Below are 13,551 nucleotides of genomic sequence, written 5' to 3'. Positions count from 1 at the left end.
ACTCCCCGCCGCACGGGCCGTGAAGTGGCCGACCGGCTTCGCACCGTCGGGGAAGGCGCCTCCGGGCGACGGCCCGTACGACGCCGAAGGGCCCGCCCGGACGAACCGGGCGGGCCCTTCGGCCGTTCTCACCGCTCGGCCGCTCACGGGGCCGGCCGGCGGGGCGATCAGTCGTCGCCGGAGAAGATCGCCACGAGGCGCAGGAACTCCAGGTAGATCCACACCAGGGTCATCGTGAGGCCGAAGGCGGCCAGCCACGACTCCTCGCGCGGCGCGCCGTACGTGACGCCGTCCTCGACCTGCTTGAAGTCCAGCGCCAGGAAGCAGGCGCCGAGGATGATGCCGATGACACCGAACAGGATGCCGAGGCCGCCGCTGCGGAAGCCCAGGCCGTCACCGCCGCCGAAGACGGCGAACAGCATGTTCACCGCCATCAGCAGGACGAAGCCGATCGCGGCGGCCATCACGAAGCCGTAGAAGCGGCGCGTGACGCGGATCCAGCGCATCTTGTACGCGATCAGCACACCGGCGAAGACCGACATCGTGCCAAGCACCGCCTGCGGCACCGCGCCCGCCGCGACATACGTCGTGACGGCGCTGGAGATGACGCCCAGGAAGACGCCCTCGAACGCCGCGTACGCCAGGATCAGCGCGGGCGCCGGCTTGCGCTTGAAGGACTGCACCATCGCCAGGACGAAGGCCACCAGGGCCGCGCCGATGGCGATGCCGTACGACTTGTTCAGGTTCGCGGGGTCCACCGGCAGCAGGAACCAGGCGAGGGCCGCGGTGACGAACACCGTGCCGAGCGTGATGGCCGTGCGGGACACCACGTCGTCGATGGTCATGGCACCCGGGCGCGCCGGGGCCTGCAGACCGGTGCCCTGCTGGACGTCCGGCTGCGCGTAGGGGTTGGTCGCGTACGGGTTCGTCGCGTACGGGTTCGTCGCGTACGGGTTGGTTCCAGCGGCGGGGCCCCCGGCCTGCTGCTGCGCGTTGAAGCCCGCGTAGCCGTTGTCGCGGCTGAACCCCCGTCGCGAGAAGACCGGGTTGCTGCTCCTCATCTCACTCCTCCATGGCCGCCGTGCGCGGCCTTGACACCAGAGTAATGGGGAAGCAAAGGAAACACCCTAGTGCTCGGGGAGGATCTTTCCGCTCCTGGGTCTCGATCACGCAACCCCCGTGTCGCGCCGGAGCCTCCCCGAGCCGTCGGTGCCCGGAGCGGGACTCGAACCCGCACGGCCGTAGGCCAGCGAGGTTTAAGCTCGCCGTGTCTGCGTTCCACCATCCGGGCAGGACGCGAAGCTTCTCTCTCCGCGTCAACACATGAGCCTATCCGGGCGCGTCCCGCGGACGGCGGGAGAGTGGCCCGATGTTGTCTTATTTTATTGGCGCCTGAGGGACCGTCAGCATACGGGGAGTGCGTTGCGCAGCAGCGGCGGGGGGTTCGCGGCCGCACATGCCGTTTCGGTGGAATGACGGAAAGTCGCCGTCCGTCCACGGCGAGTCCTCGCCATGCGCGGCCGAGAGCCCTTCCCGTACGCCGTCCCGAGGGGGCTCTCAGGGGTGCCGTCATACCTCAGGAGGAGCGCCGCGCGGCGCCGTCAGACTCCAGAGGGCCCCGGGAACGGGCATGCGGACGGACGCCCGGCGGGGGTGGCGGCGCGGACGATGGAACGGTCCTCGCCGAACCCATGTGTGACAGGAGTCCTCCCCGTGATCCCCACCACGACGACCGCACGCCGCGCCACCGCGGTGGCCGCCCGCGCCACGGATCTCTCCAAGGTCTACGGACAGGGCGAGACCCAGGTGGTCGCCCTCGACCGGGTCACGGTGGAGTTCCCGCAGGGCGAGTTCACCGCGATCATGGGCCCGTCCGGCTCCGGCAAGTCCACGCTGATGCACTGCGTGGCCGGCCTGGACGCCTTCTCTCACGGCTCCGTCCGCATCGGCGACACGGAGCTGGGCGCCCTGAAGGACAAGCAGCTCACCCAGCTGCGCCGGGACAAGATCGGCTTCATCTTCCAGGCGTTCAACCTGCTGCCGACGCTCACCGCCCTGGAGAACATCACGCTCCCCATGGACATCGCGGGCCGCAAGCCGGACAAGCAGTGGCTGGACCGGGTCATCGACATGGTGGGCCTGTCCGCGCGGCTCGGGCACCGGCCGGCGCAGCTCTCCGGCGGCCAGCAGCAGCGCGTCGCCGTGGCCCGCGCGCTGGCGTCCCGGCCGGAGATCATCTTCGGTGACGAGCCGACCGGCAACCTCGACTCGCGCTCCGGCGCCGAGGTGCTGGGCTTCCTGCGCAACTCGGTGCGCGAGCTGGGCCAGACCGTGGTGATGGTCACCCACGACCCGGTCGCCGCGTCCTACGCCGACCGGGTGATCTTCCTGGCGGACGGCCGGATCGTGGACGAGATGCTCGCGCCGACCGCCGACCGGGTGCTGGACCGCATGAAGGAGTTCGACACCAAGGGCCGGACCAGCTGACGCGCCCCGACCGCGTCTCCCGCCCCCTCCGCCCCTTCCGTCACCGGACACCTCCACCCCAGGACTGAACCCCATGTTCCGTACCGCCCTGCGCAATGTGCTCGCGCACAAGGCCAGGCTGCTGATGACCGTCCTCGCCGTCATGCTCGGCGTGGCCTTCGTCTCCGGCACCCTCGTCTTCACCGACACCCTCAACCGGGCCTTCACCAAGCAGGCCGCCAAGAGCTACGACGACGTGGCCGTCGCCGTCACCTCCCACCCCAGTCAGGACAGCGCGAAGCAGGAGCCGGGCGTCTCCCGCGCCACCCTCGACAAGATCGCCGCCGTGCCGGGGGTCGCCACCGCCGTCGGCCGCGTCGAGGGCTTCGCGGGCGTGCCCGACCCGGACGGCAGGCTGATCGGCGTCGGCTGGTCCAACAAGGGCGCCAACTTCGCCCCCGGCAAGGACGGCCGGGACTCCCGGTACGACTTCGTCAAGGGCTCCGGTCCCGTCGCCGCCGGGCAGATCGCCCTCGACCGGGAGACCGCCGACAAGGGCCGGTACCAGGTCGGCGACACGGTCCGCGTCGCGACGAACGGCCCCGTGGCCGAGTACCGCCTCCAGGGCGTCTTCACCACCGACGACGGCGCCGTCAGCGCCGGCGGCAGCCTCGTCCTGTTCGACACGCAGACCGCGCAGCGCCTCTTCCTCAAGCCCGGCTACTTCCAGGACGTCACCGTCACCGCCGCGTCCGGCGCCGACGACACGAAGCTCCTCGCCGCGATCGAGCCGCTGCTGCCCGAGCACGCCGAGGCGCAGACCGGCCGGGCGCTCTCCGAGGAGCAGGCGAAGGAGATCGAGGAGGGCATGAGCGCGTTCAGCCAGGTCTTCCTCGGCGCCGCCGCCATCGCCCTGTTCGTCGGGATCTTCCTGATCGCCAACACGTTCACGATGCTCGTCGCGCAGCGCACCAAGGAGGTCGCGCTGATGCGGGCCGTCGGCGCGTCCCGCAAGCAGGTCACCCGCTCGGTGCTGGCGGAGGCCGCGATCGTCGGCCTGGTCGCCTCCGTCGCGGGCTACCTGCTGGGCATCGCGCTCGCCGTGGGCCTGCGCTCCGGCATGGCGTCCTTCGGCCTGAAGATGCCGGACGGCCCGCTCGTCCTCGGTGTCACGCCGGTGCTCTCCGCGCTCGGTGTCGGCCTCGTCATCACCATGCTCGCCGCGTGGCTGCCCGGCCGCCGCGCCGCGAAGATCCCGCCGGTCGCCGCGATGAACAGCGTGCACGCCGCGCCCACGCAGAAGTCGCTGGTCGTCCGCAACAGCATCGGCGGCGCACTCGCCCTGACCGGCGCCGCCGTGATCGTGTACGGCGCCGTGGAGGCCGGTGACACGGGCCGCATGCTGGTCGCGGGCGGCGCGTTCCTCGCCCTGATCGGCATCATCATGCTGATCCCGCTGCTGTCGCGGCCGCTGATCGCCGCCGTACGGCCGCTGCTGGTCGGCGCGTTCGGGATCTCCGGCAAGCTCGCCGGGCAGAACGCCGTCCGCAACCCGCGCCGCACGGGCGCGACCGCTTCGGCGCTCGCCATCGGCCTGACCCTGGTCACCGGTCTGTCCGTGCTCGGCGTCACCGTCGGCCGGTCCCTGGACCAGGCGACCACGGACCAGATCAAGGCCGACTACATGGTGCAGATGGCCAGCGGCGGCCCGCTCGACCCGTCGGTGCTGACCGCCCTGGAGAAGACCGCGGGCGTCACGGCCGTGTCGCCGCAGCAGGCGTCCGGCTTCGAACTGGGCGGGAAGTACACCTCCGCGTCGGCCGTCACGCCCGGCGCCATCGAGAAGGTCCTGAAGGTCGAGCCGACGGCCGGTTCGCTGGACTCGCTGGCGCGCGGTCAGATCGCCGTGGCCGACGACACCGCGAAGTCGCGCGGCTGGAAGGTCGGCAGCACCGTCCCCGTCACGTACGACGACGAGAAGAAGGGCACGCTGACCGTCGGCGCCGTCTACAAGGCGTCCGAGTTCCTCTCGCCCGTCCTGATCGACCGGAAGGTCGTCGCCCCGCACGAGCCCGAGCCGTACATCCCCGCCATCTTCGTGTCGGTGGACGGCGGGGCGAGCGCCGCCCAGGAGAAGGCGCTGATCGAGGCGCTGGGGAAGAACCCGGCGATCAACTTCATGGACGAGAAGGACATCCGTGACTCGTTCGGCGGACCCATCAACATGCTGCTGAACATCATGTACGGCCTGCTCGCGATGGCCCTGATCATCGCCGTGCTCGGGGTGGTCAACACGCTCGCCATGTCGGTGTTCGAGCGCCAGCAGGAGATCGGCATGCTCCGCGCGATCGGTCTCGACCGGCGCCGGGTGAAGCGGATGGTCCGCCTGGAAGCCGTGGTGATCTCCCTGTACGGCGCGGTCGTCGGCATCGTGCTCGGCGCGTTCCTCGGCTGGGCGATCGGCGAGACCTTCAAGAGCAGCCTGCCCGGGTACACGCTGGTCCTGCCGTGGGACCGGATCGGGGTCTTCCTCCTGCTGGCCGGTCTGGTCGGCGTGCTGGCCGCGATGTGGCCGGCGCGCAGCGCGGCGAAGCTCAACATGCTGAACGCCATCAAGGCCGAGTAGGGCGCGTCCGCGTCACGCGGTGCGGAAAGGGCCGGGCTCCCCGTGGCGGGGGCCCGGCCCTTCGGCGTGCGGCCGGCGAGGGAGCGGGTGTCACCCGCCGTGGTGCTCGCTCTCACCTGCCGTGCTGCTCGCTCCAGACGCGGCTGCGCAGCGGCATCCCGGACGCGCCGCCGTCGGGCGTCCGCACGGCGAGGACCTGGTTGACGCCGATCCGGTTGCGTTCGAACGCCAGGGCGGAGGCGGCCATGTAGAGCCGCCAGACGCGGGCGCGGCCGGGCCCGGTGAGCCGTACGGCCTCTTCCCAGTGGTCCTCCAGGTTGGCGACCCAGCGGCGCAGGGTGAGGGCGTAGTGCTCGCGGATCGCCTCCACGTCCCGCACCTCGAACCCGGCCTCCTCCAGGGTCGCCGTGGTGCGGCCGAGCGGGGCCAACTCCCCGTCGGGGAAGACGTACGCGTCGATGAACGGGTCGATGCGGTACTCCTCCTCGCGGGGCTCGGGGCGGCGGGCGATCTGGTGGTTGAGGAGCCGCCCGCCGGGCTTGAGCAGTCCGTACAGGTCCTCTGCGTACTCCCGGTAGCGGACGGCGCCGACGTGCTCGGCCATGCCGACGGAGGCGATCGCGTCGTACGGGCCGTCGCGCACGTCCCGGTAGTCCTGGACGCGGATCTCCACCCGGTCGGTGAGGCCCTCGTCGGCGACCCGCTTGCGCGCGTACGCGGCCTGTTCGGCGCTGAGGGTGATCCCGACGACGGCGGCGCCGTGGTGGCGGGCGGCGTGCAGCGCGAGGGAGCCCCAGCCGCAGCCCACGTCCAGGAGACGGTCGCCCTCCGTGAGGGCCAGCTTGCGGCAGATCAGCTCCAGCTTGTCCCGCTGTGCGTCCTCCAGGGTGCCGCCCTCGGTCCAGTAGGCGCACGAGTAGACCATGGACGGGCCGAGGACCAGCTCGTAGAAGTCGTTGCCGACGTCGTAGTGGTGGCTGATCGCCGCGCGGTCGCGGGTCCTGGTGTGGAGGGGGCCGCTGCGGCGCCGGACCTCCTCGGCGGGCGGGGTGGGCGGCGGCCACGGCCCCGCGAGGCGCAGCAGATCGCGGGCGGCGGCGCGGACGCGGGGGTCGCGGGCGGTACGCAGGACGTGCGCGACGCGCGTACGGGCCTGGTGGTGCGGGCCGTGTCTCCGGCCGTGCGGGTGCCCGTCCCGGCCGTGCCCCTCCAGCTCCCGGCCGTGCGGGTCGCGGGGGTGCGGGTCGCGTTCCCACAGGAGGCCCGCGAGCCGGGCGAGCGCCTCGTACAGGTCGCCCTCCACGTCCAGCTCCCCGGCCACCCAGCCACGGGCGAGGCCCAGTTCGCCGGGCCGCCACGCCATGCGGCGCAGGGCCCTGCGGTGGTGGATGACCAGTACGGGCCCCGGCGGACCGGCCTCGCTGCCGTCCCACGCGCGGACCCGCACCGGGAGCGGGACACCCAGCAGGTCCTCGGCGAGCGAGGCCAACCGGGAAGCGGCATCGGCCATGGTGCAACACCTCCGTGACGTCGATCCCAGAAATGCTCGGCACCACGTAAACACCGACGGCTGCGGAAAGCAGTCCCCGAATCACGCCGAGTGTCCGGCGGCCAGTGCGTTCCCGTCACCCGCGCCCCCACGAGCGCCCCCGTGCGCCCGGGTACGGCAACGCGACGAGGGGCCGCCCGCACCACGGATGGCGGGCGGCCCCTCGTCGGGACTGCGCTGGTGGCGGCCGGTCGGACCGGCCGTCACGGCCGGGCGGGACCGGCCGGGTTCAGGAGGCCTTGGCCTTCTCCGGCTTGGCGGCGGCGGGCGCCGGAGCGGGCTTGGCGGCCTCGTAGAACTCCTCGCGCGGCGACTCGATGGCGCCGAGCGAGACGACCTCGCGCTTGAGGAACATCGCGAGCGTCCAGTCCGCGAAGACGCGGATCTTGCGGTTCCAGGTCGGCATGGCCATGCCGTGGTAGCCGCGGTGCATGTACCAGGCGAGACGGCCCTTGAGCTTGATCTTCATCTTGCCCATGACGATCATCGCGACGCCCTTGTGCAGGCCGAGGCCCGCGACCGCGCCCTTGTTGGCGTGGCTGTACTCCTTCTGCGGGAAGCCCCGCATGCCGGAGAGGACGTTGTCGCCGAGGACCTTGGCCTGGCGCAGCGCGTGCTGGGCGTTCGGCGGGCACCAGGCGTTCTCGTTGCCGGCCTTGCGGCCCACGAGGTCCGGGACCTGGGCGTTGTCGCCGGCGGCCCAGATGTAGTCGGTGCCGGTGACCTGGAGGGTCGGCTGGCAGTCGACGTGGCCGCGCGGGCCGAGCGGCAGGCCGAAGCGGGCCAGCGCCGGGTTCGGCTTCACACCGGCGGTCCACACGATCGTGTTGGAGTCCACCTCGAGGCCGTTCTTCAGCACCACGTGGCCGTCGACGCAGGAGTCCATGGACGTGCTCAGGTAGACCTCGACGCCACGGCCCTCGAGGTGCTCCTTGCCGTACTTGCCGAGCTTCGGGCCGACCTCGGGGAGGATCTTGTCGGCGGCGTCCACCAGGATGAAGCGCATGTCCTCGCGGGACACGTTCTTGTAGTACTTGGCGGCGTCGCGGGCCATGTCCTCGACCTCGCCGATCGTCTCGGCGCCGGCGAAGCCACCGCCGACGAAGACGAAGGTCAGCGCCTTGCGGCGGACCTCCTCGTCGGTGGTCGAGTCGGCCTTGTCCAGCTGCTCGAGCACGTGGTTGCGCAGGCCGATGGCCTCCTCGATGCCCTTCATGCCGATGCCCTGCTCGGCCAGGCCGGGGATCGGGAAGGTGCGGGAGACCGCGCCGAGCGCGATCACCAGGTAGTCGAAGGGCAGCTCGTACGCCTCGCCGACCAGCGGGGCGACGGTGGCGACCTTCCGGTCCTGGTCGATGGTGGTGACCCGACCGGTGAGGACCTCGGCCTTGGGCAGCACGCGTCGCAGCGGGACGACGACGTGCCGCGGCGAGATGCTGCCGGCGGCGGCTTCGGGGAGGAACGGCTGGTACGTCATGTACGAGCGCGGGTCGACGACCGTGACGGTCGCCTCGCCGTAGCGCATCTTCTTCAGGATGCGTCGAGCTGCGTACAGGCCTACGTACCCACCGCCTACTACGAGGATCCTGGGACGCTCCGTGGTGCTCATGCCATCGAGTATCCACCCCTCGGACGGGGGTCGCTCGTGCGCCCCTTCACAAGGTTCCGGGAGACCTCTGCTACACTGCGCGGCTCACGTGACGGAGGTCATGGCGCGGCACGGGAACCACGGTGTAACGGAGGACGTTGTTCACTGCCCCCTCACCCCCCGTGAACTGGACCGGAGAGCCTTCCGTAACCCCGGGCCGCCGCCTTGGTTCACATGGCCGAAACGCTTCTGCGGTTACGAAAGCCGGGGCGCGATCGAGGCCTGGGAGCCATCGGTAAGGGTCACACCCCCGCCGCAGACCCTCATCAGGCGGTTTTTCCTTGTGAAGAACTTCACGACCTTTTTCCGACGCGCTGTCGCCGAAGCCTCCGCACCCTGCCCGGTTCCACCACAACCACCACGTCCGCCCCGCTTGTCCCCCCGCGTCGGCACCCCCGGCCGAGGGCACGGACGGCCCCGCCGCGGGCAGGGCGGGCCCGTCTCCGGGCGCCGGCCGCGGTCGGCGATCCCGTCGGCGTCGGCCGCACAACCGTTCGCGGTTACCGACTGTCAAACGGGGCACGGGCGGTACCGGGGAGGGATGACCGACTCTCCGGCCCCCGTGCCGGCGCGCCCCCGGAGACGGGCGGACGATGCTCGCGCCGGCCCGCACACGACGTCTGACGCGGCCGCTTCGGGGGCCCGGAGAGCATGAGGATCTTCCGTGGTACAGCCTTCCCCTGCGGCCCGGCAGCCCGCGCCACGGCGCGGCCCACGGCTGGCGGCGCTCGACGGCCTGCGGCTCGTCGCCGCCCTGATGGTGGTGCTCTACCACTATGTGGGCCTCGGCCACGGATGGGCGATCGAGAGCCGGACGCTCTTCCCGCGGGTCTTCCCGTTCGCGGCCTACGGCTGGCTCGGGGTGCAACTGTTCTTCCTCATCAGCGGGTTCGTCATCTGCATGAGCTGCTGGGGGCGTTCGCTGGGGGACTTCTTCACCTCGCGCGTCGTGCGGCTGTATCCCGCGTACTGGTTCTGCGTCCTGGCCACCACGGCCGTCCTGGTCCTCGTGCCGGGCGGGTACGTGCGGCTCGCCTGGGCGGACGTGGTCGCCAACATGACCATGGTGCAGGCGTTCCTCGGCGTGAAGCCGGTGGACCCGGTGTACTGGACTCTCTTCGCCGAGCTGCGGTTCTACCTGCTGTTCGCGATCGTGGCGTGGGGCGGGCTGACGTACCGGCGCGTGCTGCTGTTCTGCTGCCTGTGGGGGTCGGCCGCGCTGGCGTTCAACCGGTTCGGCTGGGGCTCGTTCGGCGAGTTCCTCATGCCGGAGCACTGCTGGTACTTCATCGCCGGCATGGCGTTCTACCTGATGTACCGCTTCCGTCCCACGGTGCTCCTGTGGGGCGTCGTCCTGGTGTCGTTCGCCGCCGCGGTGCCGAGCGCGCGCCTGACGTGGCGGGCGTCCATCAGGAACATGGACCAGTGGGTCCCCTTCTGGCCGGTGATGGCCGTGCTGACGGTGTCGTTCGGGATGATGGCGCTGGTCGCCACCGGAAGGACCGGCTGGATCACCTGGCGGTGGCTGCCGGTCGCCGGATCGCTCACCTATCCGCTGTACCTGCTGCACCAGTACATCGGCTGGGAGACCATCACGTACGTCGAGAAGACCTACCGGGTCGACCCGACGCTGCTGCTGGGCGGGCTGATCGGCTCCATGATGCTGGCCGCCTACCTGGTCCACCGGCTCGTCGAGGAGCCTCTCGGCCGCTGGCTGAAGCCGCGTGTCCGCGCCGGGATCGCGGACGCGGCGGGCCGTGCCGAGCGGTCGGGCGTACGCGTGGCGCCGGGCTTCCCCACGGCCCGGGCCGCGCGGGTCCCGATGGCGCCGGCGGTCGCCCACGGTGCCGCGGTGCCGGGCCGCCGCCGCGAGCCGGCCGTGGTGGGCGCCGCCGCCGGACACCCCGGGGACGGCACGCTCTGCCCGGCCGACTGCGGTCACGGCACCAGGCACTGACCCCGCGCGCGCCGCCCGCGCCCCGGCCCGGGGGCGGACCGGCTACCGGGCCGCGGGCGCCGGGCGCTTGGGCGGGTGGGCGGTGAACTCGGCCTGGTCGGCGAGGAACCCCTCCGCGTACAGCCGCCGGGGCGCGAAGACCGCGGTGAGGGTCAGGCGCCACGGGGAGTCCTCCGTGTCCCGGTCGACCAGTGTGTGCGAGGCACCGGGGTAGCGGAGGACCCGGAGGGACGCGGCCGGGAGGGTCTCGCGGTAGACGGCCTCGGTCTCCGCGACGTCCACATTGTCGTCCCGGCCGGCCAGGACCAGCAGGACGGGGGTGCCGCGCATCGCCCGCAGGTCGGCGGTCGCGTCGGAGGTGAAGTTCCTGGCGATGAAGGACCACCGCGCGGGCGTCATCCCGTCCGCGTCGCCGAACGCCGCGCGGTACTCGGCGAAGGACGCGCCCCGCTCCAGCAGGCGCAGTGTGGCCTCCCTGCGGCGCAGCGCCGCTTCCCGCCGGGCGGGGGCGGCGTTGTCGCGGCGCAGTTCGGCGAGGAGGTTGTACCGGCCCTGCCGCAGCCAGTTGACCGCCGGGGAGACGGCGATGACGAACTGGAGGCGCGGGTCGCGCGCGGCCGCCTTCGGCAGCACCCAGCCGGCCTGGCTGGCGCCCCACAGGCCGATGCGCCACCCGTCGATGTCCGGGCGGCCGCGGGCCCAGGCGACGGCGGCCAGCGTCTCCTCCGCACGGTCCGCCATGCTCTGCTCCAGCCAGTCGCCTTCGGAGCCGCCGACCCCCGCCTTGCTGAACGACAGCGAGGCGTACCCCGCGCGGGCGAAGGACTCCCAGACCGGCCGGTAGAACGTCTCGTGGGTCGCGTCGACGGGCCCGTCGCCGTGGACGAAGACGACCAGGCCGAACGGCCCCTCCCCCGTCTCGGGCAGCGCCAGCACGCCCTGGAGCAGCTTTCCGTCGTGCCGCAGCGACACCCGCTCCTCGCGCAGCGCGTAGGTGTTCTGCCACACCGCCAGCCCGGCCAGCCCGACGGCCACCGCCAGGGCGCCCACCAGCACCTTCAGCGTCCGGCGCCACACGCGCCGCCCGCGCCCCCCGGACGCCTGGAGTCCCACGGACATGCCCACCCCACAGAAAACGCTCCTACCAAAAACGCTCGTATCGAGAATGAACGTACTACACTCGATCGCACTAGCGGTGCGGCGACGGAGGGAGCGGCATGGAGACGGCGAAGCGCGGTCACCCGACGGCGGTGCGCAGAGGGGTGCCCCGGGGCGAGGAGGCGCGGGTGGCGGCGCTGTACTGGGAGGCCTTCGGGCGAAAGCTCGCGCCCGCGCTGAACCCGCCGGAGACGGGGCGCCGGTTCATCGCGGACCACCTGCGGCACGACCGGGGCGTGACCGCCCTCGTGGGAGGCCGCGTCGTCGGCGTCGCCGGGTACCGGCTCGGCGACCGCGCGCTGACGGGCGGCGGCGCGCGGGACGTGCTGTCGGCCTACGGTCCGCTGCGCGGCCTGCCGCGCCTGGCGGTCCTGGCCCTGTTCGAGCGGACGCCCGCGGAGGGGGAACTCGTCATGGACGGCATCGCCGTGGACGCGGCCCACCGCGGGCGCGGCATCGGCGGGCTGCTGCTGGAGGAGATCGCCGCGGTGGCGGCCGACCACGGCTGCCGCCGGGTCCGGCTGGACGTCATCGACGTCAACCCCCGCGCCAGGGCGCTGTACGAGCGGTACGGCTTCACCGCCGTGCGCACCGAGCGCACCCCGTATCTGCGCGGTCCCCTGGGCTTCGGCGCGGTCACCACCATGCACCGCCCGGTCACCTCCGCGGACGCGTCCGGGAAGGGGCGTACGCGGTGAACGCCCCTACCAGCGACCCGGTCGCGGCGGACGAGCCGGACGGCAGGCCGGAGATCCCCACGCGGCTCCTGGTGCACGCCCTGGTCCGCGAGGACGGCACCGTCGACGCCGGTGAGCTCTACACCGTCGCCGAGCTCCTCGGCATGACGGGCCAGCAGGTCCGGCTGTGCGTCAAACGCCTCGTCGACGAGGGGCGCTTCACCCAGGAGGGCCGCGGCCGCCGCGCCACCCTCCGCGCCGTCGCCGACGTCACGGGGTCCCTGGCGCCCGACGCCGCGTACGTACGCCACGCCTGCCGGCAGGACGCGGGACTCGCCCCGTGGGACGGCACCTGGCACCTGTTCGCCTTCGCCATCCCCGAGACCCGCCGCTCCGCCCGCGACGCGCTGCGCGAGCGCCTGCTGCACCTCGGCGCGGCGCCCGTCCAGAGCGGCCTGTACGTCACCGCCAACCCCGTCACCGGACTCGTCCGCGCCGAGGCCGGCCGCCTCGGCGTCCTGGACGCGCTCACCTGCCTGAGCAGTGGCGACCTGCGGATCGGGGACATCACCGCACCGCGCGCCCTGGCGGCCGCCCTGTGGCCCCTGGAGGAGGTCGCCTCCCGGCACACCCGCCTGGCGGCCTTCGCCGAGAGGTGCCTGGAGCGGCTCGCGCGGGGGCCGGAGATGCCGGAGGCGGAACGGCTGACCACCTTCGTGGAACTCGCCGCGCACTTCACCGCGGCGATGACCCCCGACCCGCTCCTGCCGCCCGAGCTCCTGCCCCAGCCGTGGCCCGGCACCCGCGCCCGCGACCTGACCGCCGCGTGCCTGCGCCGCCTCCGCACCGGACGGCCGGCCGGCGACGCCCCCGCCCCGCGGCTCTTCGCACTGTACGCGGACGCCCTGGAGCCGGCGGCGGCTGAGGGCCCCTCAGACCGGGCGCCGCAGTGGTCTGGGGGTCGCGCGCGGACGGCTGATACGGTTTCGGACACCGGTCGTGTGCCGCCTGACCAGCGGCACGGCACTGCCGGGCGACGTTCATCGAACCAGGGGGAAGTGTGTCCGACGTGACGCCTGACGACGTGTACGACGGACACGTGCGGGAGTGGCACAGCGAGGAGGGCTGGGGCGTCCTGGTGACGCCCGGCCTCCCGGACGACGTGTGGGCGCACTACTCGGCCGTCGAGGCCGAGGGGTTCCGCGCGCTGACCGCCGGGGAGGCCGTCACCTTCACGGCGGAGCGGGCCGAGCAGGACCAGTTCCGCTGGAGGGCTGTGCGCGTCTGGCCGTCCGGGCCGGAGCCGCTGCCGGGGGACGGCGGGGGCACCGGGGGTCCGGGCTACTCGTCCGGCCTCGACATCACCTTCGACACCTGATCGTCCCGCCCGGAACGCGCCGGTCGTATCCACCAGTCACGCGCGGACCGCGGTTGGTTGCCGACGCCCGCGCGGATGGACGGAAGCAGGAC

10 protein-coding genes and 1 tRNA gene are annotated in these 13,551 nt (G+C 72.6%); 6 read left to right on the top strand and 5 right to left on the bottom strand.

Annotated features, from left to right (window positions below; genetic code table 11):
- Positions 1–167 precede the first annotated feature (167 nt).
- Together J116_RS17175 and J116_RS17170 are read right to left on the bottom strand one after the other, a co-directional pair.
- A complete protein-coding gene (locus J116_RS17175; protein ID WP_023588309.1) occupies positions 168–1,061 on the bottom strand; it encodes a Bax inhibitor-1/YccA family protein in 894 nt (297 codons plus the stop codon).
- Between the two features lie 149 nt (positions 1,062–1,210).
- Positions 1,211–1,291 (bottom strand) — tRNA-Leu (locus J116_RS17170).
- A 425-nt stretch (positions 1,292–1,716) separates the two neighbouring features.
- Here J116_RS17170 and J116_RS17165 point away from each other — a divergent pair.
- Positions 1,717–2,487, top strand: a complete 771-nt coding sequence (locus J116_RS17165; RefSeq protein WP_028964167.1) for an ABC transporter ATP-binding protein — start codon at positions 1,717–1,719, stop codon at positions 2,485–2,487.
- 73 nt (positions 2,488–2,560) lie between these two features.
- Entirely contained in the window at positions 2,561–5,092 is a 2,532-nt protein-coding gene (locus J116_RS17160; protein ID WP_023588307.1) for an ABC transporter permease, read from the top strand.
- A gap of 112 nt (positions 5,093–5,204) precedes the next feature.
- Here the strand turns inward: J116_RS17160 and J116_RS17155 are convergent, their stop codons facing one another.
- Positions 5,205–6,602, bottom strand: a complete 1,398-nt coding sequence (locus J116_RS17155) for an SAM-dependent methyltransferase (protein ID WP_028964166.1) — start codon at positions 6,600–6,602, stop codon at positions 5,205–5,207.
- A gap of 268 nt (positions 6,603–6,870) precedes the next feature.
- Entirely contained in the window at positions 6,871–8,250 is a 1,380-nt protein-coding gene (locus J116_RS17150; RefSeq protein ID WP_023588305.1) for an NAD(P)/FAD-dependent oxidoreductase, read from the bottom strand.
- A gap of 703 nt (positions 8,251–8,953) precedes the next feature.
- On the opposite strand from J116_RS17150, the gene J116_RS17145 reads away from it, so the two are divergent.
- Positions 8,954–10,246 (top strand): acyltransferase family protein, encoded by a 1,293-nt coding sequence (locus tag J116_RS17145; RefSeq protein WP_023588304.1) that lies wholly within the window; start codon positions 8,954–8,956, stop codon positions 10,244–10,246.
- Between the two features lie 42 nt (positions 10,247–10,288).
- Here the strand turns inward: J116_RS17145 and J116_RS17140 are convergent, their stop codons facing one another.
- Entirely contained in the window at positions 10,289–11,365 is a 1,077-nt protein-coding gene (locus J116_RS17140; RefSeq protein WP_079147907.1) for an alpha/beta hydrolase family protein, read from the bottom strand.
- Positions 11,366–11,463: 98 nt separating this feature from the next.
- Here J116_RS17140 and J116_RS17135 point away from each other — a divergent pair, with 98 nt between their 5' ends.
- From J116_RS17135 to J116_RS17125, 3 genes are read left to right on the top strand one after another with little or no spacing between them, the layout of a single operon-like run.
- Complete coding sequence (locus tag J116_RS17135; protein ID WP_023588302.1) at positions 11,464–12,102, top strand: GNAT family N-acetyltransferase; 639 nt, start codon at positions 11,464–11,466, stop codon at positions 12,100–12,102.
- A complete protein-coding gene (locus J116_RS17130; protein WP_023588301.1) occupies positions 12,099–13,154 on the top strand; it encodes a PaaX family transcriptional regulator C-terminal domain-containing protein in 1,056 nt (351 codons plus the stop codon). Before J116_RS17135 ends, J116_RS17130 begins: the two co-directional genes overlap by 4 nt.
- Positions 13,151–13,459 carry a cold-shock protein gene (locus tag J116_RS17125; protein WP_235617360.1) on the top strand — a complete coding sequence of 103 codons (309 nt, stop codon included), beginning with the start codon at positions 13,151–13,153 and terminating at the stop codon, positions 13,457–13,459. Before J116_RS17130 ends, J116_RS17125 begins: the two co-directional genes overlap by 4 nt.
- Positions 13,460–13,551: the final 92 nt, after the last annotated feature.

Source organism: Streptomyces thermolilacinus SPC6, from assembly GCF_000478605.2.
GTDB classification, from domain to species: domain Bacteria; phylum Actinomycetota; class Actinomycetes; order Streptomycetales; family Streptomycetaceae; genus Streptomyces; species Streptomyces thermolilacinus.
The sequence above is the reverse complement of the archived record's forward strand: the minus strand, read 5'-3'. Positions and strand labels throughout refer to the sequence as shown.

What these genes read in the sequence shown, in the direction of transcription:
- J116_RS17150 (WP_023588305.1), bottom strand. Translation starts at nt 8,250, where the DNA reads ATGAGCACCACGGAGCGTCCCAGGATCCTCGTAGTAGGCGGTGGGTAC.
- J116_RS17135 (WP_023588302.1), top strand. Translation starts at nt 11,464, where the DNA reads ATGGAGACGGCGAAGCGCGGTCACCCGACGGCGGTGCGCAGAGGGGTG.
- J116_RS17140 (WP_079147907.1), bottom strand. Translation starts at nt 11,365, where the DNA reads ATGTCCGTGGGACTCCAGGCGTCCGGGGGGCGCGGGCGGCGCGTGTGG.
- J116_RS17160 (WP_023588307.1), top strand. Translation starts at nt 2,561, where the DNA reads ATGTTCCGTACCGCCCTGCGCAATGTGCTCGCGCACAAGGCCAGGCTG.
- J116_RS17175 (WP_023588309.1), bottom strand. Translation starts at nt 1,061, where the DNA reads ATGAGGAGCAGCAACCCGGTCTTCTCGCGACGGGGGTTCAGCCGCGAC.
- J116_RS17155 (WP_028964166.1), bottom strand. Translation starts at nt 6,602, where the DNA reads ATGGCCGATGCCGCTTCCCGGTTGGCCTCGCTCGCCGAGGACCTGCTG.